Annotated in this window: 15 protein-coding genes; 1 reads left to right on the forward strand and 14 read right to left on the reverse strand. The window is 53.5% G+C overall.

The features are described 5' to 3' along the window. Positions 1-84: 84 nt before the first annotated feature. The 3 genes from GC101_RS18945 to GC101_RS18955 form a co-directional block, all read right to left on the reverse strand. Positions 85-1314 carry a M20 family metallopeptidase gene (locus GC101_RS18945; protein ID WP_171718490.1) on the reverse strand — a complete coding sequence of 410 codons (1230 nt, stop codon included), beginning with the start codon at positions 1312-1314 and terminating at the stop codon, positions 85-87. 389 nt (positions 1315-1703) lie between these two features. Beyond that, complete coding sequence (locus GC101_RS18950) at positions 1704-3155, reverse strand: DEAD/DEAH box helicase (protein WP_171718491.1); 1452 nt, start codon at positions 3153-3155, stop codon at positions 1704-1706. Positions 3156-3245: 90 nt separating this feature from the next. Beyond that, positions 3246-3899 carry an HD domain-containing protein gene (locus GC101_RS18955; protein WP_171718492.1) on the reverse strand — a complete coding sequence of 218 codons (654 nt, stop codon included), beginning with the start codon at positions 3897-3899 and terminating at the stop codon, positions 3246-3248. 288 nt (positions 3900-4187) lie between these two features. Here GC101_RS18955 and GC101_RS18960 point away from each other — a divergent pair, with 288 nt between their 5' ends. Continuing rightward, the gene (locus GC101_RS18960; protein ID WP_246354399.1) at positions 4188-5468 is read left to right on the forward strand and encodes a histidine--tRNA ligase; all 1281 of its coding nucleotides are present in this window, start codon (positions 4188-4190) and stop codon (positions 5466-5468) included. 505 nt (positions 5469-5973) lie between these two features. On the opposite strand, the gene GC101_RS18965 is transcribed toward GC101_RS18960, so the two are convergent. The 11 genes from GC101_RS18965 to GC101_RS19015 form a co-directional block, all read right to left on the reverse strand. Then, positions 5974-7752 (reverse strand): glycoside hydrolase family 2 protein, encoded by a 1779-nt coding sequence (locus tag GC101_RS18965; protein ID WP_171718493.1) that lies wholly within the window; start codon positions 7750-7752, stop codon positions 5974-5976. Positions 7753-7857: 105 nt separating this feature from the next. Beyond that, positions 7858-9498 (reverse strand): response regulator, encoded by a 1641-nt coding sequence (locus GC101_RS18970; RefSeq protein WP_171718494.1) that lies wholly within the window; start codon positions 9496-9498, stop codon positions 7858-7860. Then, positions 9491-11302 carry a cache domain-containing sensor histidine kinase gene (locus GC101_RS18975; protein ID WP_246354400.1) on the reverse strand — a complete coding sequence of 604 codons (1812 nt, stop codon included), beginning with the start codon at positions 11300-11302 and terminating at the stop codon, positions 9491-9493. The genes GC101_RS18970 and GC101_RS18975 overlap by 8 nt, the downstream gene beginning before the upstream one ends. A 29-nt stretch (positions 11303-11331) precedes the next feature. Beyond that, positions 11332-12654, reverse strand: coding sequence for an ABC transporter substrate-binding protein (locus GC101_RS18980; RefSeq protein WP_171718496.1), 1323 nt, complete (start codon positions 12652-12654; stop codon positions 11332-11334). A gap of 44 nt (positions 12655-12698) precedes the next feature. Continuing rightward, positions 12699-14369 (reverse strand): family 43 glycosylhydrolase, encoded by a 1671-nt coding sequence (locus tag GC101_RS18985; RefSeq protein ID WP_343049760.1) that lies wholly within the window; start codon positions 14367-14369, stop codon positions 12699-12701. A gap of 501 nt (positions 14370-14870) precedes the next feature. Beyond that, positions 14871-15704 carry a carbohydrate ABC transporter permease gene (locus tag GC101_RS18990; RefSeq protein ID WP_171718498.1) on the reverse strand — a complete coding sequence of 278 codons (834 nt, stop codon included), beginning with the start codon at positions 15702-15704 and terminating at the stop codon, positions 14871-14873. Next, positions 15705-16598, reverse strand: coding sequence for a carbohydrate ABC transporter permease (locus GC101_RS18995; protein ID WP_231575329.1), 894 nt, complete (start codon positions 16596-16598; stop codon positions 15705-15707). 93 nt (positions 16599-16691) lie between these two features. Continuing rightward, positions 16692-17996: an ABC transporter substrate-binding protein gene (locus tag GC101_RS19000; RefSeq protein WP_171718499.1), complete on the reverse strand. Its 1305-nt coding sequence runs from the start codon at positions 17994-17996 to the stop codon at positions 16692-16694. Positions 17997-18536: 540 nt separating this feature from the next. Beyond that, positions 18537-19559, reverse strand: a complete 1023-nt coding sequence (locus tag GC101_RS19005; RefSeq protein WP_171718500.1) for a phosphotransferase enzyme family protein — start codon at positions 19557-19559, stop codon at positions 18537-18539. Positions 19560-19705: 146 nt separating this feature from the next. Further along, entirely contained in the window at positions 19706-19978 is a 273-nt protein-coding gene (locus tag GC101_RS19010) for a CD3324 family protein (protein WP_171718501.1), read from the reverse strand. A gap of 657 nt (positions 19979-20635) precedes the next feature. Beyond that, positions 20636-22669, reverse strand: a complete 2034-nt coding sequence (locus GC101_RS19015) for a methyl-accepting chemotaxis protein (RefSeq protein ID WP_171718502.1) — start codon at positions 22667-22669, stop codon at positions 20636-20638. Positions 22670-22927: the final 258 nt, after the last annotated feature.

Below are 22927 nucleotides of genomic sequence, written 5' to 3' on the forward strand. Positions count from 1 at the left end.
AGTACAATCAACCAAATTGCAGGGTTACCTATGCCCCAGTTTATTCGTTTAAGAGTGGCATCTGCCTCGTCAGCGTTGCGTCTTCTACTCATCCGCCTTGCCCAGAAAACGGACCGCCAGCTCTCTATAAAAGTCGATTGATTCCAGGTAGGCCTCAATATCCACCCATTCATCCGGCTGATGGGCGAGGCGGTGGTCGCCCGGACCATAGATCAGAACCGGGAGCCTGCCATTATCATGCAGCACGGAGCCGTCCGTGTAATAAGGCACACCTTGGATTGGAGTTACTTCTTTTGCCGCATCACTTTCTGCTTCTTCAGCAGGGCCTCCCGCTTGGCCCTGCCGCCTCTGCTGCGCAGCAATTTCCAAAGCCGCAGTAATCAAACGCTGGCCGGGATCAGTATAGACCACACTCCGGTCCAGCAGCTGCTCCACCTGATAACGGTAGTCCGGATGAAGCTGCTGAATCTCCTGCAGCTTGTCCTCAATCTCCCGCAGCAGCGGACCATGCTCCAGCGGCGGAACGGTGCGGATATCCACATCGATGGTGCAGGAATCCGGGACCACATTGGTCTGTACACCACCGGTAATCTTGTTTACAGACAAGCTGCTTGAACCAAGAACCGGATCAGTGGCCTGCCACTCCAGCGCATGGCGGTGCAGCAGCGCGATGATCTCCATCATGCCCTCCACCGCATTGAGTCCAAGCTGCGGCATGGAGCCGTGGGCGCTGCGCCCGAAGAGGGAGATGCGCAGCCAGAGGGCGCCTTTGTGGCCGACCGCCACCCGGCTGCCGGTTGGTTCGCCGATGACGAGGCCGTCCAGCTCCGGCAGGTCATGCCTGTGCTGCTCGGCATACACCCGTGCGCCGCAGCTGTCCACCTCTTCCCCGGCTGTCGCCAGGAAGAGCAGATCACCGGCCAGCCGGATGCCGTCCTGGTGCAGGGAAGCTGCGGCGAGCAGCATGGCGGCCAGGCCGCTTTTCATATCCGAGGTGCCCCGGCCGTACATCCGGCCCCCCTCAATCACCGCACCATGCGGGGGATAGCTGCCTGCTGCTGCGCTCCAGGGACTGACCGTATCAAGATGGCCGCAGAACATCAGCTTCCGGTTGCCGGAGCCGGCAATCACCGCCTCCAGGTTGCTCCGCCCCTGCTCCACAATCGTAATGCTGCTGGATATGCCCAGCTCCCTCAACACCTCCTGCAGCAGTAGAGACAGCTTGTGCTCATTGCCTGGAGGATTACAGGTATCCACCTGGATTAGACGTTGCAGAAAAGGCACGGCAAACTCGCGGCTTCTCACACTTTTCATAGTCCACCATCCTCCTTGGTTAGGTAGTTCCAGTTTAATTTAGTTTAATTTAGTTCAACTCAGTCCAGTTCATCCTCGTTTCGGCCAAGTTTACAGCACGCCCATCCAGATCGTGCAAATAACTTATGTTGAAATCTACGTGATCTCCGTGATTTTTGCAGCCGCAAAAGTCACGTTGTCCTGGAGCATATGTATCACTCAGGACAAAACCTTGGCGCCGCTAAACGTATCTGCTCCTTTACCTCCAACATTTCCCGGATAATCGGCTTCCCCAGTAGCGGTGACACATTGTATCCGGTTTTTCGCATACATTTGTTCGCAGGCTCTCATACATCGCAAAAAAGCCGCCACCCCGTATAACAATTGGTGTGACAGCTCTTTGAAACATCTTATTTCTTCGCGATATGGCACTTCAGCAGCTTGCCCTTCACGGTTGTCTCCTTCATCGCCTGCAGCACAAGCGAGCCTTTGCCGTTCAGAATATCGACGTAGGTTACGTTGTCCTGGATCGTGATGATTCCGATGTCCGCCGCTGTGATGCCCTCAAGCTTGGCGATAGTGCCGACGAAATCGACCGCGCGGAGCTTCTTTTTCTTGCCGCCGTTGAAGTAGAGCTTCATGATGTCCTGGTTCATGACCTCGGTTTTGCCGGCTTTGCGGACCTGCTGCTTGCCCAGCTTCAGGTCGAACGCCGGTTTGGCGTAGGCCACGGCATCATCTGAAGGAGCTTTCATCTCCGGCAGGGTGAAGCCGATGTAGCCTTCGATTTCCTTGACCCATTTGTGCTCGTTCGGCGTAACGAAGGTGATCGCTTTACCGCTTTTGCCTGCGCGGGCGGTCCGGCCGGTGCGGTGGACGTAGCTCTCTTTTTCGAGCGGGATATCGTAGTTAATGACATGGGTGATGTTCTCGATATCAATCCCTCTGGCTGCAACGTCGGTGGCGATCAGATAACGGAATTGGCCCCGCTTAAATGCATTCATGACCTCAAAACGCTCGTCCTGCTCCATGCCGCCGTGGATTTTGTCCACCGGATATTCCAGATCCGCCATTCCGCGGAAGAGGGCATTCACCTGCTCCTGGGTGCGGCAAAAAATAATACAGCTATCCGGATTCTCCACCGTCAGCAGGTCGCTCAGCAGTCCAAACTTGGCAGCTTGTCTCACTTCAATCAGCGCATGCTCAATCGACGCCGTCGTAATTCCGCTGGCTTCGATCTCGATATCCACCGGCTCCGTCATGTACTTACGGCACAGATTCTTAATTACTTCCGGCAGCGTCGCCGAGAACAGCATCGTTACACGTTCCTTCGGCAGTTGCTTGATAATCTTCTCAATCTGCTCAATGAAGCCCATGCTGAGCATTTCGTCCGCTTCATCAATCACCAGATATTTAATCCGGCTGAGATTCAGCGTTCCACGGTCGATATGGTCAAATACACGGCCTGGCGTGCCAACGACCACATGCGTTTTCTGAGTCAGCTCAATCTTCTGCGGGGCAAAAGGCTGCTTGCCGAACAACGCTACCGCCTTAATCCTCTTGAAGCGCCCGATATTCGTAATGTCCTCCCGCACCTGCTGTGCCAGCTCCCGGGTTGGGGTCAGCACCAGCGCCTGGGGTTTGTTCTCATTCCAATCGACCAGCTCACAGAGCGGAATGGCGAAGGCTGCGGTTTTGCCGCTACCCGTCTGTGACTTCACGATCAGATCCTGCGCCTTCAGCGCTACCGGAATGACCTTCCGCTGCACCTCGGTGGGGTCTACGTACTTCAGAACCTCCAGCGCGCGGATAATCTCTTCATTTAAACCATAATCACTAAACTGTACTTGTACTTCACTCATATTGTATCCAACCTCTTCTATGCCGATTGTTCCGGTTCAAGCGGGGTCTCCCGCGTTCCATCCATCTTGCGCATTATTCCATTATAACACCTACTCTGCCCCTTGATTCCATTCCTTATAAAATTGCTCCAAAAAAATCAGCATAAACTGATGCCGCTCCTCCGCCAGCTGTTTGCCGTAAGAGGTGTTCATGAGGTCCTTAAGCTTAAGCAGCTTCTCATAAAAATGATTGACCGCCGTTCCCTTGGAATAGTTGCGGTATTCCTCTTTCAGCGATTCGTCCCTTGGCGGAATTTCCGGATCATAGACCGGACGGCCTTTGGCTCCTGAAAAGACCATTGTACGCGTAATCCCGATCGCCCCCAGCGCATCCAGACGGTCCGCATCCTGCACCACTTGTCCTTCCAGCGTAGACATCGGTGCGCCACCGCCGCCGCTGAACGACATCGTCGAGATGATCTCCATAATCTGCTTGTTTGCAGCTTCATCCGGGAGATGTGCGGCCAGCCAAGTATGTACTTTGAGCAGTCCTGCTTCTTTGGAGGGATTCAGCTTCTCGTCGGCCACATCATGCAGCAGCGCGGCGATTGTGCAGATCACCACGTTGGCCCCCTCCATCCCTGCGATCAGCGCCGCTGTATTGCGCACGCGGTTAGTGTGAAACCAGTCATGGCCGGTGGTATCCTGGCCGAGCTGTTCTTTGGCGAAGTTCTCTGCTTCTGTGATAAGCTCTGTATGATTCATTATGATTGCTCCTTTGTGAAAATAGGGATATAGGTATTGCACAGCTGTCCCTGATCCGCTATAATGTGCAGTAATTAAAAGCTGAAGGGAATTGATTCACATGAACTGCCTGTCCATCATACCGAATCAACTTCATCATCACAAGCAGCGTTAGCACACACCTGAATTCATTCAGGGAGGGCTAACGCATTTCGCGTTTGACCTCCCTGCGGCATATCGAAGCGCGCGGGACCACGGGGTCCGGCGCGTTTTTTATTTTACCGGAATTCAATAACAAGGGAGCTGCTAATGATGCAAAATATTAAAGGAACGTATGATTATTTCGGCCGCGAACAGGCCATCCGCCAGAATGTCCGTACCACACTCCAGGAGCTGTTCGAGCTGTACGGCTTCGAGTCGATGGATACGACGCTGCTGAACGAGCTGGAGCTGCTGACCTCCAAATACGCCGGGGGCGATGAGATTCTCCGCGAGATGTACCAGCTGGCTGATCAGGGCGGGCGCAGGCTGGGGCTGCGTTACGATCTGACGATCCCTTTTGCCAAGGTGATTGCCATGAATCCGGGAATCGAGTTCCCATATCGGCGCTACGAGATCGGCAAGGTGTTTCGGGATGGGCCGGTCAAAAAAGGCCGCCTGCGCGAATTCCTGCAATGTGACGCGGACGTCGTCGGCATTGCCGGCCCGCAGGCTGAAGCAGAGCTGATGCAGCTGGCCGCGGAGGTCTTCCGCAGACTGGAGATTCCGGTAGTGCTAAAGTGGAACAACCGCCGGTTCCTGGGCGAGATTCTGGGCGCGGTCGGCGTTCCGCCAGAGGAGCAGCTCTCCGTAATGCTGACCCTCGACAAGCTGGCCAAGATCGGCAGCGAGGGGGTGCTGGCAGAGCTGACGGATAAGCAGCTAACGGCTGACACGGTTCAGCGGATTGCCGAGCTGCTTACGCTTAACAATCCGGGGTTCGGGCAGCTGGTGGAGAAGTATAAGCTTGACGGGCAGCCCGGGGCGCTGGAGGTTCTTGCGCTGCAGCAGCTGATTGACGCGATTGGACTAGGCGCCGTTTGCGTCTTCGATGCCTTTCTCTCGCGCGGCCTCTCATTCTATACCGGAACCGTCTATGAAATCTTCGACGCTTCCGGCAGCTATACCTCAAGCCTGGGCGGCGGCGGCAGATATGATGCGATCATCGGGAAGCTCGTCGGGCGTGATGATATCGTGTACCCGACGGTCGGGATCTCCTTCGGCATGGAGTCGATCATGGCCCTGCTGGGCGAACGTCCGGCGGATACGGCGGACCGTTCCGGCGTCCTGATCATTCCGATAGGCGGATATTTGCCGCAGGCTCTGGTTGCCGCCGCTGCGCTGCGGGCCTCCGGCATCCGCACGGGTGTAGACACCGGCTCGCGCAAGCTCAAAAAAACGCTGGCCGCAGCGAGTGCCAAGGGCATCCGGTATGTCATTATGGTTGGCGAGAGTGAGGCGGCTGAGGGCAAGCTGCGGCTCAAGGATATGACGCTGGGGAGCGAGAGATTGGTTACGGTGGGGGAGGCGGCTCGGCTGACTGCCGGGTAAAACTTGTTGAGTCTGCTCCAGTCCAAATTCACTGTCAGACAAAGAAGTTTGCATACGCTCCACGCCCCCTTCACCAGTATCTGTATACAAATGCCGGCGGCTGGTAGTTGTACTTTTTACAGGATTGCTATCAGCTTACTTGACCTCTGGGACTGCTCATTGTTGTAATTTGTGCAAGATTTCAGTCAACCGGTTGCGCTGAGCCGAAAAATGTTGTACTTTTTGCAGGATTTCCGCTCAGTTGGCGGCTGCGTTCACAAATTGTTGTACTTTTTGCAAGATTATCATCAGATTGGCGCATCCCGGGCACAGATTGTTGCATTTCGTACAACAATTCCCTATAACGGGATTTAAAAGGCGCCGATTGTTGTATTTAGTGCAGGATTTCGCATAGCTCCGTGCTAAAAAAGTTAAAAAAGCTGCCTCCGTACGATTTCCGTACCGGAAGGCAGCTTTTCTATAGCCTGGACTTAACAGCATGAGCTTCGCCTAACTATTCCTACGCCTATTTCCCCTCATTAATAGCCCGAATAAGCTCCAGCGGCAACTTCGGTACGCGGTCATAAGTCAGCAGGCCGTTGATCTCCTGCTCCACATCCGTAAGCTGGGTGTAGCAGTAGCCCTGCACCACCCCGGAAAGCAGCAGCGGCTGTATCACCGCCCGCAGACGCGCGGCGAAGTCTTCGTCGTTCTCTGCGCCGGAGTAGCCCCAGCCGTCCCAGTCGCTTTTTTTGTAGGCGACGCCGCCGAATTCTGTGATGAGAATCGGCTGGTCCGCATACGGGAAACCTTCTACCGCCAGCTTGCGGTTACCCGGCAGGCCGCTGACGGCCTGCTCCACGGAGGAATAGCGCTGCTCAAGCACCTCGCGCCGCCACTCGTAATCGTGGATGTTGAACAGGTCTGTGGTGACCAGCTCCCAGCCGTCATTGGAGACAACCGGCCGCGTCCCGTCCAGCGACTTGGTCAGGTGGTACATCGCTTGGGCATGCTGCTGCTGCTGTTTGTCGGCAGCGATGTTCGGCACACCCCAGCTCTCGTTGAGCGGAACCCAAACCACAATCGAAGGATGGTTGTAATCCCGTTCGATGCTCTCCTGCCATTCCTGGGTGAAGCGGCGGACATACTCTTCCGAGTATTCATAGGCATTGGCCGCTTCGCCCCAGACAAGTAAGCCCAGCTTGTCACACCAGTACAGGTAACGCGGGTCCTCCAGCTTCTGGTGCTTGCGCGCACCGTTGAAGCCCATCTCCTTGGTCAGCTCGACATCGCGGCGGATCGCCTCATCACTGGGTGGTGTCAGGTTGCCGTCCGGGAAATACCCCTGATCCAGCACCAGCTTCATGAAATAAGGGCGGTTGTTGAGGGAGAGTCTGCCGCTTTCGACCGAGATTTTGCGCATACCGAAATAACTGGTTACCTGATCCAGCACCTTCCCACCATCCAGCAGGGTAAAAGTGACATCATAGAGATTCGGCTGCTCCGGCGACCACCAGTGCCCGTGCCCATGGTCGTTGAAATCACTGAGGGTAATGCTCCGGGACTCTTCCGGGTTGCGCACAGAGTACACATCACCTGAAATCGGCTGACCCTCAAACGTGATCTCCACCTGAAGTTTCAGGGAATCACTGTTCAGCTCTCCATTACTGGTCAGCGCACCTTTAATGAAGGAACGGATCTCAATGCTCTTGCGGTCAATATCCGGCGTCAGCTTCACCTTGCCGAGATAGACGGACGATACCGCCTCCATCCACACCGTCTGCCAGATCCCCGTTGTCCGGGTATAGAAAATGCTGGCCGAATCGCTTTTCCAGTATTGCTTGCCCCGGGGCAAAGTCACGTCCTTGCTGTAATCCACAGCCTTGACCACCAGAATATTAGGCTGGCCTGCTGGCGCCAGTGCGGCGCTAATCCCGGTATGGAACGGCGTATGCCCGCCCTCATGCTTCGCCACCAGTATCCCGTTGAGCCAGACGGAGGCTTCGTAATCCACAGCGCCGAAATGCAGCAGAATCTCTTGGTCTACAAAACTCTCCGGAATCTCCAGCTCCCGCCGGTACCAGACGATGTCATGAAATCCGGGATCGCCGATTCCGCTCAGGCTGCTCTGAAAAGCAAACGGAACCTGTATCCGCCGGGCCAGCGGTTTATTCCCCAGATGCCACTGTTCCCGGGTACCCGCATTGTCATCGTCAAAAGCAAACTCCCACTCCCCGTTCAAATTCACCCAATTATCGCGTACAAATTGCGGACGCGGATATTCCGCACGTTGCTGATTCGTCATTATTTCATCCTCCAGATTCCCGTGTGATTAGATTTCATGCAATCCGGCCTTGCTACAGTCTTATTAGTCCTTATTAGTCCTTTTAATCCTCACTAGTCCTTACTGTCAGTCCTTCCTATCAATTAGAGCCGCCTGCACGTTACGAGTGCTGTCCCTGTATTCTTTGGGCGAGAGACCGCAGCAGTTCTTAAACACCCGGTTGAAATGGCGCACATTGCCAAAGCCCGTCTCCTCAGCGATCCTGCTGATTTTGTCATCTGTGAAGGCCAGCTTCTTGCGGGCCTCTTCCATCCGGATATGCGTCAGGAACTCGATAAAAGTGACGCCGGTCCTCTGCTTGAACAGATTGCTGAAATACGCCGGGTTCAAATACACCTCGTCCGCCACTTCCTTAAGGCTTAGCGGATGATCATAATGCTGCGAAATGTAGCGCTGGGCAGCGGCAACCGGATCGAGATCCTTCACCTCTCTGGACTTCGCAATACAACCCGTCAGAGTAAGCAGCAATCCGCGGCATTTCTCGGCCAGCTCCTGCCGCGAAGACAGGCTGCACACATCGAACAGCACCTTGCGGATATCCTTTGACCCCAGCCAGGATTCGGTAACATTAAGCTCTTCGGATAATTCGTAGTAGTACAGCAGCAGCTTGCAGATTTGCTGATGAATGCTCTCCGGCGATTCTGCCATACTGCACAGCTCTTCAATCATATGTTCAACAATCGGGCCGATACTGGCCACTCTGCCCCCGGTAATCGACTTCTCCAGCATCTCCCATGACCATTTCAAGGGTCCGCTTCCGGAATGGGGGCGCTCTGTCATTTTGGCATAATCGAGCAGCTTGTCACCGCCTTCGATCAACCGGTATAGGAGGGCAATTCCGGCTTCATTATAAGCTTTCGGAATACCCGGCAGCCCTTCCGCCGGATTACTGACCCCGATGGTTACCGTCAGGTTGGACAAAGAGCGGATCTGCCTGCGGATCAGGTCGCCCAGAGCTCCCGGGGCCGATAAGGAATGCTGCAGCTCAGCTATATTCAGCAAAGCCACGACCTCGGTATCCGACAGCACGAAGCTTATGCCTGTAGCATGGCGGTCAATCATTTCCTGGACCACCTGCTGGATATACAGGAGGAACAGGGAGGCATCGCCCCGCTGATAACGCTCCTTCTCCACCGAATGCTTATCCAGCTTGATCACCATGCAGATGAAGTAGGGATGCCCGAAGGCAAAACCCATCTCCCGCAGCAGCTGCAGGTCGCTGTCTTCTGTTTTGCCCTTCAGCAGACTCTCGATCAGATGACCGGCCACATGCCGCTTCAGCACAGGCTGGACCTGCCACAGTTCTTCCTTACGCGCCGGATGCGCCTTGCGCTCGGCCAGTTCCCGCCCCAATCTCTCCAGCACACGCCCCAGCTCCTGGCGTTCAACCGGCTTCATCAGATAATCCTTCGCCCCCTGGCGCATCGACTGCTGCACATAAGCGAACTCGTCATAGCCGCTGACCACGACGGTCATCAGATCCTTGAAACGCCCTCCCGCCATCTGCTGCAGCTGGATTCCGTCCATCCGCGGCATGCGGATATCGGTGAGCAGCACTTCAGGTGACAGCTCGGCCAGCTTGTCAAGCGCATCATAGCCGTCAGTGGCTTCACCGACCACCTCCCAGTTCCCCTCCAGGCTGGTGATCATTTTGCGCAGACCTTTGCGGAAGACAGATTCATCGTCAACAATCAGTATTTTAGGCAACTCCGTCATCCTCCCTTGCTCTGCCCTGATGGGTAATAACCGGCAGCTTGAGCACTGCCTTGAAGCCCTGATAAGGCATACTCTCCAGCGAAAGACCATATTCATCGCCATAATGCAGCACAATCCGGCGGTGAACATTCAGCAGACCGTTGCCTGAGCGTCCACCCAGCTCCTTCGTATTCCGCAGATGGAGCCGGAGTGCCTCAAGCGCTTCCGCATTCATGCCGATGCCGTCATCTTCGATAGTGATTCTAAGCACCTGACTGCTGCTGTCTGCAGTCAGCGATATGCGGCCCCGGCCAACACCTTTGTCCAGTGCATGATTAATTGCATTCTCCACCAGCGGCTGGATCATCAGCGGGATAACCTCACTGCCGAGCAGCGAAGGTTCGATAGTCATCGTGAAGCGAATGCGCTCTTCATAGCGCATCTGCTGGATTGTCATATACCCGCTGACATGGTCCAGCTCATCCTGAAGCGTCACATGCTCTTTGCGCCCGCTGAGGCTGTAGCGCAGCAGCTTGCTGAGATTGTTGGACATCGTAATAATCTCCGGACTGCCCTCAAGCTCGGCGTACATGCTGATAGAGCCCAGTGTGTTGTACAGAAAATGCGGATTGATCTTGCTCTGCAGCGCGGCAATCTGCGCATCCTTCTCCCGGATCTCTGTCTCATAGAGCAGATACGCCAGCTCGCTGAGCTTGGCAAGCATGCCGTTAAATGAATGGCCCAGCATTCCTACCTCGTCCGTACCGCTCACCGGAAAAGCCCTGCTGAGATCACCGCGCTCGACACTGCGCATCAGCCGGCTCAGCTTGCGCAGAGGCTGGGTGATCCGGTAGGCGATGAACACATACAGCAGCAGGGCCAGGCCTACACAGATGATGCCAATAAGAATAATGTATGTGCGCAGAACCTCGGTATCTTTCATCAGACTGGAGACCGGTACAATGCCCACCGTGGTCCAGCCGGTCACTTCAGAAGTTATGTGGGCCATCAGCAGCCCTTCCCCCTCCGACTTCACATGACTTACCCCTTCACTGGCATTATCCGGAGACAGGGAAGGCGCTGCCTGCGGCAGTCCATGATCCTTACCGATGACCAGTTTGCCGGAATCATCCGTAATGTACAGCAGCTCCTTGGCGTCCAGCTTTACTTTGGACAGAATCTCACTGATGAACTTGGGGTCCACATCAATGACAATGTACCCGAGGGTCACCCCGTCATCGAAGCTGCGCAGCTCCCGCACAATGGAGAAGGCCTGATACACATTTCCGCCGCTTGAGCTTAAGTCATGTGTGGCAACATACACAGGCTGCCCGTAGTGACCCTTGAACTTGTTCAGCCAGCTGACATTCTCGTCGAGCTTATAGGTTGTCACATACTGGCTCTCCGGCATGACCACATACGAGGCACCGCCGGTGCCGTATAATGAGACACCCAGAATATCTACCCGGCCGTTCAAAAACACCTGAGTGACGAAGCTGTTAAGTCCGCTGATCTCATCCAGTGTCAGCGGTTCACCGGAGGTGCGCCTGGTTGCGAGATAATCGGTTACTTTTGGATATTGATAGGGCATCACGGTCAGCCGGTTCAGCTCATTCATATAGGTGTCGATATTCAGGGTAAGCTGCTTCAGCGTCTGTAGCTGATAATCGCCAACCTTGCGCTCCGTCGTTTCGGTGAAGCGTGCGAAGGCGAAATAGCCCATCAGCCCCAGCGGCAGCACAATGAATACCACATTGATAAGAATAAGCTTGCGCGCGAGCGCCAGATTCCTGAACCAGCCGCGAAATGATTTCAACCGCATTCTCCCCTTTGATCCCCTTACAGTCATTTCTTCAGCTGAAGGTTAATGCTGTCCACCGCATTTTGCAGAGCCTGCTCCGGGCTTTGCTCCTTGTAGATCATTTTCTCGAATTGCCGGATGATCTCTTCATTAATAGTCCACTGCTTCACATTTCTCGGCCAATAGGCTACGGAGTTGGCGGTATTGGCATAATCACTGCGGAATTTCAGTGCAGCATATGCCCCGCTCTCCACGACCTCCCGGGAACTCGGCACATGCCCTGCTTCCGCCCACATCACTCCATGCTCCACCGCCCAGCGGGCAAAAACCATAGCAGCATTACGCTTCTCCGCACTCATCTCACTTTTGGCCGGAATAGCCAGCGTATGCGAATCTCCCCAGACCGCCGGATGATCATAGATGACCGGAACCGGCACGACGCCCAGCTCCAGGTTCTCATCCTGCTCAAAAGCACCAGTTCCCCACACACCTGTAATCAGCATAGCCGCCTCACCGTCATAGAACAGCTTGAAGGCATCGTTGATATCCGGCGGAATCAGCTCCTGCTGATACAGGCTGTTCACGAACTCCAGTGCCTGAAGCGATCCCTTGTTGTTAAAAACAGCCTGCGTACCATCCGGATTGTAAAAGACACCACCGCCCTGCATCTGATTGTATAAGCTCCACCACAGCCACACGGAATCGATACGTGTGCTGGGCAGAGCCAGCGGAGCCACACCGGGCGGTAACTCCGCCTTCAACTGCTGCAGGAACTCCGTAAACCCCTGCTCTCCTTTGCCGATCAGCGGTTTGTCCCCGGCATCCAGCAGCCCTGCTTCTTTTAAATACTTCTTATTGTAATAGAGCACTAACGTATGCGTATCCAGGGGTACAGCATAATGGGCACCGCCGTAGACCGTGGACTCAGCGATTTTGGCATTGAACTGGCCCCAGTCCAGCCCGGTATCCGCAGCGAGTCCGTCAAGCGGCTCAATATAACCGTTCTGTACGAATTGCGGCAGATTGGTCGCGTGAATAATGGCTAAATCCGGTGCATTACCGGACAGAATCGCCGTGCGCAGCCGGGAATAATAATCATCCAGCCGGGAGTTAATCTGATCGATCCGGATATCCCCGTGCTCCCGGTTGAACTGCTGCACCAGCTCGGTCATGAAAATGTTGTCTCCGCCGCTGAATGGAGTCCAATACTCCAGAGTTACCGGCTCAGCGGCAGCCTGTGGGGATTCCTCTGCCCCGTCTGTACCGCAGCCGCCCATCACCAGCACCAGAAGCATAGCCAGCAGCAGAATTGAAAGCGTAATCAATATGTTCCGTTTGTGTCCGCTATAACATCCCGTATCTCTCATATGGTTAAGCCCCCGTCTTGCTTGCATTCTATGAATCTGCCGGCTCAGTCAATCTTCTGCCATATATCCATATAATCTATACCGAAGCTGCCTTGTCTGTCAAAAAGAATGATTTCGTTCGCACCGCTCTGCAATTGCAGCTCCAGCTCCATGAAGGATAATTGGTTTCGTTCCTGAGATTCCAGAGTCGATACGATCGTAGAATCCCCGTTCACCGCCACCTCCAGCTTCGCGTCCGGCGAAGCATTAAGAACAGCTACGGAGATGGTGTAGGCCCCGCTTCGCGGAACATGAATATTGCTAAAGCGCAGCGCTGCATCGCTTCCGCTGAGGTTTGCCGCTGCCCCGCCTGAGGCATACGGGTTATCCTCCGCATCAGCATCCCCCTCCATCGCCTGGGCTTCACCTTCATACCGGGGAATTTCTATGGCCTTCAGTTCAGCTGCGCTTCCCTCCGGCAGCTCAAAGGCTACTGTATTCATCCCGGCTGTGAACGGTAAGCTCAGATAGGCGTACCCGGTTTGTCCCTCTTCGGAAGGCGGCAGCGGCAGCTGAAGCTTTGACGGTGTTCCAGCATTCACTGAAACTGCCGCCTCCGCCGGTTCTCCACCCGGATTCACATAATGCACCAGCACCGGGGTATCGCTATTCACCGTGGACGGCAGGGACGGGAACTCCAGCCGGTTCCCGCTGCGGATGGCATTCTCAGCCTGGAATACTCCCATTCCAGCGTGAACCTCAAGCGCCGTGCTCAGCGCCAGCGGCTTCCCGAACACAGGTTGGCCGCCATCGTCCCAGTTGACCGGCTGGGCCCGTGCTTTGCGGTTGTTCCAGCCGTCCGCCGCTCCAGTAGTCGCGTGATAGACAATCCACTGCTCGCTGCCATCTGGCGATACTGTGAACGAATTATGCCCCGGCCCGTACACTCCGGCGGCTTCATCCATCGCCAGCAGCGGCTGCTGCGATTTGCTCCAGCTTGCTGCTTCCAGCGGATTCCCGCCTGACTTCAAAGCGAGCAGTCCAAGACTATAATATGGAGTCCAGCTGCCCGCGCCGGAATAGACAATGAAGACGCGGCCGTCCTGATGAAGGACCGACTGGCCTTCATTGATGTATGGCGGACCTCCGGCTTGTTCCCATGGCAGCAGCGGTTCGCTCAGCAGCACCCTCGGTCCGCTGATCGTCAGCGGATCACTCATTGGTGCAATATAGGTGTTCTGCGCAGCGTTCACCTCGCCTTCCCAGCCGGACCAGACGAAATACAGTTCCCCGTCCACCTCCATCGCCAGCCCGTCGATCGCCCACTTATTACTGCTGTCAGTTACTTGGCCCTTGAAGGTATAATCGCCCAGCGGATCACCGCTGTCACCCTGCAGCACATACATCCGGTGATTCTCATTCATTCCATTATCCGCAGCAAAATAGATATACCAGCTGCCCCGGATGTACTGGAGCTCGGGTGCCCAGAGATTCGCCGAATAAGCAGTCTCCGCTGGCGGATACCACACCACTTTCCGCTCAGCCTGACGGAAATCCAGGGTACGGGACTTCATCACCATAATATCCGTTCCGTTATGGGTGAAGGTCATGTAATAATATCCATCCTTGTAGATCACACTCGGATCCGGAGTATCAATCTCAGCAAGCGTGTTCTTGAACGTCCCGCCATGCCCGTTATAGACTTCATCTGTCCCGCTATTATTGTGCTGCAGCACTAAATAAGCACCTCCCGCCAGTATAAGTAACAGAACCGCCGCAAGGGAGTAGATTATTCTACGTGATTTCTTACCTGTCCATGCCTTGTGCGGTTTCGCTGATTTCAATTCCATCTGCTTCCCTCCAAGGGTTATGGAACAGTTTTATATAAGATGTACAATAGAAATTAACAAAAAGCAGGTAGGAACGAATGGGGAATTTGGAACTATATATTAAGCACAAAAGAAACTAACGAAAAGCAAAAAGAAGCGAAGGGGAAATTTGGAACTGTAGGAGCGGTAGCGACCGCCTTTGTCACCGGATTTCCACCGCGAAAAAGCGGTTCTAATCAAGAAATCTGGGGACAACAGCGGCCGGAAGTCCAAATGTTCACCGTAGTGACGAATATGCTTCAAGTTCAAATCTTAAGTGCGGCCGGAAGTCCAAATATCTACCGTAGTGACGCCTGAGCTTTATGTTAATTTATGAAGTACAGCTTATATCTCCTGTTCTATCACCCGTTATTTCACACCCGAGCTCGTAATCGCCTTAACGAATGACTTCTGGCCGACAATGAAGATAATCAGTACCGGGAGCGCCGCGATAGTGGTCATGGCCATTAATTTACCATAACTCTGGGTGTAGCTTCCGGTGGCCATCATGGCAATCCCTGCGGTGATCGTCCGCATCTCCGGCGAGGTGGTTGCATACAGCGGCCAGACAAAGTCATTATAGATTCCCATGAAGGTGAAAATCCCCAGCGTCATCATGATCGACACTGCGGAAGGAAGCAGGATCTTAGCATACAGATTCCATTTGTTCACCCCGTCGATCCGTGCCGCCTCTTCGATTTCTTTCGGGAAGGAGACAAAAAACTGATACAGCAGGAACACGCCGAATGCCCCGGCTGTAGCCGGCAGAATCAGCGCTTGATACGTGTTGATCAGCCCCAGTGTATTGAACTCAATATACATCGGCAGAAAGGTCAGCAAGCTGGGGATCATCAGCGAGGCAATGAACATGGACAGCAGCGTACGGCGCAGCGGCAGATCCGGCAGCCGGGCCAGGGCAAACGCCGCCATCGAATCAATCAGCAGCACGATAGCTGTGCCCGCAATCCCTACTGACAGGGAATTGATGATCCAGCGCAGAATCGGTGTATTCATCAGCTCCCCGCTCAGCCCCTGAACAAAATTATCAAGGGTGGGCTTCTGCGGGAAGAAGTTCATCCGCCCGGAGAGGGCTTCGAAGTCATTTTTGAACGCAGTGGACAGCATCCACACGAGCGGCAGCAGCACGAACAGTGCAATCAGAATGGCCAGCAGCAGCAGGCCGGTTTTTTTGGCTTTTCCCATTTATACCTTCTCCTTCCGGTTCGTAAGACGGAACTGCACGATGGACACCATCATGATCAGCAGCGCCATCAGAATCGCCATCGCGGAAGCTGAGCCGATATCCTTGCGCACGAATGCCTGGTCAAGCACATTGATCAGCAGCACCTTGGTGGTGTCTCCCGGCCCTCCGCGTGTCAGCAGAAACGGCTGGGCATAAATGTTGAAGGACGCGATCGTTGAGGTAATCATCACGAACAGCATCACCGGGCGGATCGAAGGCAGTGTAATCGACACAAACCTGCTCCACGCGCCCGCCCCGTCAATAGCAGCAGCCTCGTAATAATCTTCAGGCACTTCGTTGAGCGCATTCACAAAAATAATCATATTGAACCCGATCGTCCACCAGAGCGTCGTGAGCACCAGCGCAATCCACACCCAAGGCGTAGCCGTCAGCCACGGGATCCCCGTCAGGCCCAGCTTTTGCAGCAGACTGTTAATGAATCCGGCATTGGTATCGAACATCATCAGCCAGATCACGGCCATAACCGAAGCCGACAAGGCATAAGGCAGGAAATAGAACGTCCGGAATAACCCCCGGAGCTTCGCCGGCAGTGCATTGACCAGCATCGCCATTCCCAGCCCCACAACGATCAGCAGCGGCACGGAGTACAGGACAAACTGGAAAGTCGTCCACAGCCCGCGGAAGAAGATACTGTTCTCATAAGTCCCCGGGGTAAATATCGTTATATAATTCCGCAGTCCCACAAAGGGATGCGCGGCAGACAGCAGCTCGAAGTCCTGCAGGCTGATCACAACACCGTACAGGATCGGAAACAGCAGAAACAATCCGAAGGCTGCAAGGTAGGGCAGTATGAACAGAAATGAGGTGAAGCGGGAAGTCCATGTGCTTTTCAAAAGAGATTCCTCCATTCCTTCGTATAAAGAAAAGCGGGAAGCTATTCCGCGCTCCCGCTTTTGCTTACCGAAAAGTTCACTTCGTCATGAGTGCTATTTCATCGCCTGACGGGATTTGGCTACAGCATCATCCATGGCCTGCTGTGGTGATTTTTTGCCGAGAATGGCATTGCTCAGCTCGCTCCACACCGGCTCGACGATGGTGCCCCAGTTCAGCACATTCGGTGCAAACTGTACGGAGGAGAAGCTCTGGGATACGGTACTCTGGAACTCCATAGCTTTGAATTCTGCACTGTCCATAACAGTTTTGGAAGCTACCGCCTGACCGGATTCGGCCCAGTCCAGCGAGTTGCCGGAGACATATTTCAGGAAATCACCGATGCCGGCCAGCGTATTGCTGTCTGTCACAGCCTTCGGAACCACAAAGCCGTGGGAGCCTGCATAAATAGCCTGCTTCGCTTTGCCGATCTGCGGCATAACGGCTACGCCATAATTGAGTCCGGCTTCATCAAACTGCGACTTCATCCACGGTCCGTTGAACTGGATCGCATTCTTGCCCTGGAGGAACAGCGTATTCTCGCCGTCCTGCTGCACATTGGCCGGGGAGATGCCCTTGTCGACCATATCGCGCAGCCACTGTACCATTTCTACAGCTTCCGGGGAATTGTAAGCTACGTCTGTTCCGTTCCACAGCTCTCCGCCATTCTGCCAGACAAGCGACGGGAAGATGAACTGCTGCGGCCAAAGGGTAGGCACTACATATCCGTAGACTCCTTTGGATTTATCCGTCAGCTTCTCCACGGCCGCGTCGAATTCAGCACGGTTTGTTGGCGGTGCGGTGACCCCTGCTTTCTCGAACAGATCCTTGTTGTAGTACATCACCACCGGGTGGATGTCGAGCGGAATGGTGTACAGCTTGCTGTCGATGGTGGCGTACTTCACCGGGGCTTCGGCAAAATCAGCAGAATTAATTCCGGCAGTTGCCGCCAGCTCATCCACAGGCTGCAGCTGATCCTTGCTCTGGTAGGTCGGCACCTGATCCACGTGCATAATCATCAGGTCCGGCCGTTCCTTGCCGGTACTGAGCGCTACATCCAGCTGCTTGTAATACTCACCATTCGGCTGGATCACGAAATTCACTTTGTATTTATCCTGGGAGCTGTTGTATTTATCTACGATCTTCTTCATGAACGGGCCATCCGAGCCGGAGAACGGTGACCAGAACAGAAGCTCTGTTTTCTTGCCGCTGCTGCTGCCTTCTCCCTGCGTCTCCTTGCCGCTGTTACCGGCATTTGCGCTGTTGTTCTTCGCATTGTTCCCGCCGCAGGCGGCTACTACCATTGCCAGCATCATAACCATCAGTAATAGTGATGTTACTTTTTGCATGGATCGTTTCATCTGTGTACTCCCCTTTTATCGGTGATTCAAAGACGACTGCTCTTTGATGTCTTTATGTTACCGCCCCGGGGGATCGCAAAAAATGTCCTCAGTCTAGGTTCAATGGACATATTTACAGATTGGCGGGCACGCTGCCGGGGTCTAACGTATGAATTCAACGCTCATGGGCTCCGAATCCAACGGCGGCTCCCGGAGAATAAAATCGCCCTGAGGGCGATCAAGCAGCACAATTCCTCCACCCTATTCCCTCGCTGCGACACATTGTATTCGGTTTTTCGCATACATTAGGCTCGGTTACCCTCGCTGCGACACATTTCTTTTACAGCTCATTTCCTCCACAACTCACTGCTGGAATCTCATCAAACATCGCGTAATTTTCCGGCATGATTTCTTAAACTACATAATAAAACGGTTGATCAGATACCACCCAGTACATCAAAAAAAGCTGCCCCACCGGCATAATCACCAGGGAACAGCTGATATTGAAGAAGCAGACCGCAAAGGGCTCTGCTATTTATTAAGTACAACTGGACGCTGCCCTCACTCTATCACGAAGGGTTCGATGCGTCTGAACAAAAAACGCTCACCCTGCAGATATTCTCTCAGATAAGCCAGTGCATACGGCTGTTCTTCCCGCAGACCGGGGATTTCATCCGGATTAGAGATGTGATGGCTGTAATTTCCGATCATGATCATAACGAAGAAGCATTCCAGCTTCCGTTCATAATCCGGCTCCAGCTCCCGGACACTGCTATAGCCCTGGATCAGGCTGCCGCGCTGCCCGGGGGAGAGCTCCAGCAATGCGGCGGCCATATCATAGAGGAAATATCCGTATCCGCAGCGGCCGAAATCGATCGCACGCGGCTCGCCTTGGTCAAAAACAACATTTCCGCTATGTAAATCTCCGTGAATCAAACCGTAGCTGCTGGAGTCAGGCTGGATGGCTTCGAGATCAGTCCGTATTTTTGCGGCAGCAGCCTGATAGAGCTTCCATTGTTCCTCCGTTACCATTACCGCGTGATGCTCCTCCAGCTTGCTCCACTCCAGCTTGAAGCTGGCTGCTCCCCATACCGGACGAGTGAAGCCGGCAGACGGAACGAACGGTGTACCCGCTTCGTGCATACCGGCAAGCATTTTCCCCATCCTGAAGATATGATCATCCGGCAGATTGCCCTCTACAAACTCACCTTCCACCCAGTGCATCACCGTTACCCAGGCAAGCTGCCGCTCTTCGCTTCCAGTCTCCAGGATATAGCCGCCGCCGGAACTGGCCAATCCTTGCGGGACCACAAAGCCCGCCGTCTGATTGAGATACCGGGTCCATTCCAGCTCCGACAGGATCTCCTCCCGGCTGAAGCGCTCACCATGAATCCGCAGCAGAAAGCTGCCGGAATCTTCTGTCTCAATCCGGAAGGTGACGCTATCCGACATCCCGATAAGCTCAATCCTGTTCCATTCCAGATCATACTCTGCCAATGCCCTGAGTGCTATATTCCTGCCCGATCTCCAGAGGGACCGAGAGGGCTCACCCGTAATTCCGCTCCATAAACTATGTTCCGTCATCTTCCTGCCTCCCGCATATGTATGTCTGTAATTATATGGGCGGCTCACCGGAAGGACATAGATAATAAACAGCTGCAATTCATTTTTTGCACAAAAAAAGAAAGAGTCCTGTTCGACTCCTTCTCTCATTTCAATATAAGTGCTGCTCATATCTGCTTGCTTCCATATACAATCTTCTTGATGCTGTCACCCGACAGGCAAAATTGCTCGGCAAGCTCGGTTACGCTTAAGCCTCCGGCATAATGGTCACGAATGGACTGGTTCCGGGCCGTCAGATAGGTTCTGCCGCCTGAGTTCTCCCCCCACCGTTTCCGTTGTCCCTCGGGCTTGCGGATGTAGAGCATCCCGCCCTGCATATATTTCTGTACTTCCTGCAGCAACTGCTGCGGTAATACCAGATCTGCATTTACATATTTCATATAGCTCCGCTCCTTTAAAGTAGTGAACTTGTAAAGGCAGCAAAGTCTATAGAACAGACCATTTTATGCGGCAAATCGTTGCAGCGGAGACTTGCTATCAGCTCTACACAACAACCACTGCCATGTCGTCCATAGACTTTGCGTAGAGCTGAGCATTAATCTTCTCATGAAGCGTCCTCCTTCCATTATCTGACTTGGATTATAATTAATATAGCATACTCGAACCTCAATTTTCCTGCAAAAAACTCCTGAATCCTGCGTATACGATGAGCGGTGCCTCGATTAACTATTAATAGCTTTGGGACATTTCTGACAGATTGTTTCTTTGTAGGATCAACGTGAGCACTTGGGTGGACGCTGTGCGAACGGCCCGTCGTACCAATCGCTGTGCTCGTAAGATTTTTTTTCGTTTCCCTTAGCGGTGGAAATCGGAAGACCAAGGTGAACGCTAACGATTTTCCGCAGGTCAGTCCGTCCTCTCCGCTGTTTAAGCGGGATACGAATTTCAATCTTAACGGATGCGCGGCACCAACAAAAAAAGGGACCCCGCCAGCGTCCGGCGGGGTCTAAGTTATATTAAAGGGGGGTTATGTGATTAATATATACCCCGAAGCTTAAAATCAGATGAAGCGCGGGTAAAAATCTGCTGAAACCGGCTTAGATTTTGAACTTCTCTACCAGGACCTGCATCTCCTTGGCGCTCTGCGTATTCTCATCAGCCATGGTGGCCTCATGGAAGGTCTTCTCCACAATATCCGCCGTCTTCTCGGCGATATCCTGCACACCAATCGCGCCCTCGTTCACGGTAGCCGCCACTTCATTGACGGCGATGGCGATGCTGGATACCGTTTCGTTCAGGTGATCGGCTGCCTCCTCGAACTGGTTCATCAGCTCGTTAATCGTGGAAGCATCGCTGTTATACTGCTGGCTGACCTCGGTCAGCCGCTCATAATCGCCCAGCACATTCTGGTCAATGAACGTCAGCATCGCTTCGGAATGCTCGATCATCTGCTCTACGGAGCTGTAGACATTCTTGACGACGCCCTGGATGCCTGCCGCAGTCTCCGACGACTTCTCGGCCAGCTTGCGGATTTCACCCGCTACAACAGCGAATCCACGGCCCGCATCCCCTGCCCGTGCAGCTTCAATTGCAGCATTGAGGGCCAGCAGATTCGTCTGGCTTGTAATGGAGAGAATCGTATCCGCCAGCACATTGATCTCGTTGATGGCTCCCGATTGCTCTATAGCTTTCTGCATCTCACCACGGACCGAGCCGTAGATCTGTTTGGCATTCTCGGTGGATGTGACCGCATCATGCTGAAGCGCCAATGCACGCTCCGTAATCTGGCCGGATACACCGGAGCCTTCTTTTACCCGGGTGGAGATCATTCTGACATTGTTCTCAATCTCATGAATCGCTGCCGTCATCTCCTGGGTAGATGCCGCCGTTTCTTCCATTCCTGCCGACAGCTGCTCCGTAGTGGCTGAATTATCATGCGCATTCTCTCTGACGTCGATGGACAGCTTCTCCAGCATCTCCGCATTATCCAGCACTTTCGAGGAAATCGAGATCAGGCTTCCGGCCATCTCACGCAGAACGGCGCGGGTATGGAACATTGCCTTGGCAATGGTGCCTGTCTCATCTTTATTTTTGGTGAGGTATTCATACTGGTTGTCATACTTCAGATCCAGCTCCGCGGTGCGGTTAATAAGCTGGGTAAGCTTGATAATCGGTGAGGAGATACGGGTAGCTACAGTAACCCCAATCAACAGCGTAAGCAGCAGGCTGCCCACTCCGAGTAGAATAATAAAATTCGTCATTTTCTGTACAGGCAGCATGATCTCCTCCAGATCTCCGGTCAGTACCAGGGTCCAGTGAGTCTCCGGGAGAACGGTGAACGCCGCTTTTTTCTCCGCGCCTTCATACGTGTACTGCACCGTTCCATCCGGTACGGTCTCGCCCACCTTCACACGCTCCACAACAGCTTTGATCGCTGCATTCTCAACCACGGAACCGATCTTCGTCTCATCCGGATGGTAGAGGATATTGCCGGTTTCGTCCACCAGATAGGCGTAAGATGAAGGTGCATTGGTCACCTTCGCATCGGCCAGATACTTAATAATACTGTTCGCATTAACCGCCGAAGCGACGAAACCTATCATCTTGCCCCCGCTCTTTACAGGATGAACAAAGGCCAATACATAAGCTCCGGTGGATTTGGATTTCAAGGTCTCACTGACGACAGCTTCACCTGTCTTGAATACATTCTTCGTGTAGTTTCTTTCGCTGAAATCGGTGCCAACCAGCTTGGTATCACTGTCTGCAACCGCAACTCCCTTCATATCAACTACAAACATATGCTCAAGGTTGCCAGCATCCTTGACTAAGCCCTGAAGCTTCACATTCACTTCATTCTGCAGTGCATCTCCGGTAGTAAGTTCGCCGTTCCCGGCTTGAAGCAGCAGTTCCGCGATTTCGCTTTCACCTGCAACGAGCTGCATGCTCCGCTTCTCTTTATCGATCATTGCCGCAATAGTCTGCGCTTTGTTAGTGTTTACTTGTGCCATAGAAGATTCAGTCAGATTCAAGATGGTGCCAGTGGACTTGGTGTACGTAAAAATCCCCATTAATGCTGTAGAAATTAGTGTAACGACAATCATCATAACCGATAGCTTCATACGAATCTTCATAGTTTTCTACACCCTTCCGCCTTTATCTAATCCACTAGTACCTAAACAGCTAAAAACTGTAACATTTATTACAATTACTATCGGATTTCCCACAGAAATAATTAATATTCCTAGACGAATTTTCGGAAATAATATCGCATTTTGTCGAATCATAGTGAAATATAACTATTTTTATTTCTTTTCAGCCCGAAAAACCCGCAAGTCCCCCAGCCGCTTACAGCGGTACCGAACAAGGAGGAATTGCGGGATTCCAGGTAA

This window comes from Paenibacillus phytohabitans (assembly GCF_013141775.1).
Taxonomy (GTDB): domain Bacteria; phylum Bacillota; class Bacilli; order Paenibacillales; family Paenibacillaceae; genus Paenibacillus_AQ; species Paenibacillus_AQ phytohabitans.

What these genes read in the sequence shown, in the direction of transcription:
- GC101_RS18945 (WP_171718490.1), bottom strand. Translation starts at nt 1,314, where the DNA reads ATGAAAAGTGTGAGAAGCCGCGAGTTTGCCGTGCCTTTTCTGCAACGT.
- GC101_RS18950 (WP_171718491.1), bottom strand. Translation starts at nt 3,155, where the DNA reads ATGAGTGAAGTACAAGTACAGTTTAGTGATTATGGTTTAAATGAAGAG.
- GC101_RS18955 (WP_171718492.1), bottom strand. Translation starts at nt 3,899, where the DNA reads ATGAATCATACAGAGCTTATCACAGAAGCAGAGAACTTCGCCAAAGAA.
- GC101_RS18960 (WP_246354399.1), top strand. Translation starts at nt 4,188, where the DNA reads ATGATGCAAAATATTAAAGGAACGTATGATTATTTCGGCCGCGAACAG.
- GC101_RS18965 (WP_171718493.1), bottom strand. Translation starts at nt 7,752, where the DNA reads ATGACGAATCAGCAACGTGCGGAATATCCGCGTCCGCAATTTGTACGC.
- GC101_RS18980 (WP_171718496.1), bottom strand. Translation starts at nt 12,654, where the DNA reads ATGAGAGATACGGGATGTTATAGCGGACACAAACGGAACATATTGATT.
- GC101_RS18990 (WP_171718498.1), bottom strand. Translation starts at nt 15,704, where the DNA reads ATGGGAAAAGCCAAAAAAACCGGCCTGCTGCTGCTGGCCATTCTGATT.
- GC101_RS19000 (WP_171718499.1), bottom strand. Translation starts at nt 17,996, where the DNA reads ATGAAACGATCCATGCAAAAAGTAACATCACTATTACTGATGGTTATG.
- GC101_RS19005 (WP_171718500.1), bottom strand. Translation starts at nt 19,559, where the DNA reads ATGACGGAACATAGTTTATGGAGCGGAATTACGGGTGAGCCCTCTCGG.
- GC101_RS19010 (WP_171718501.1), bottom strand. Translation starts at nt 19,978, where the DNA reads ATGAAATATGTAAATGCAGATCTGGTATTACCGCAGCAGTTGCTGCAG.
- GC101_RS19015 (WP_171718502.1), bottom strand. Translation starts at nt 22,669, where the DNA reads ATGAAGATTCGTATGAAGCTATCGGTTATGATGATTGTCGTTACACTA.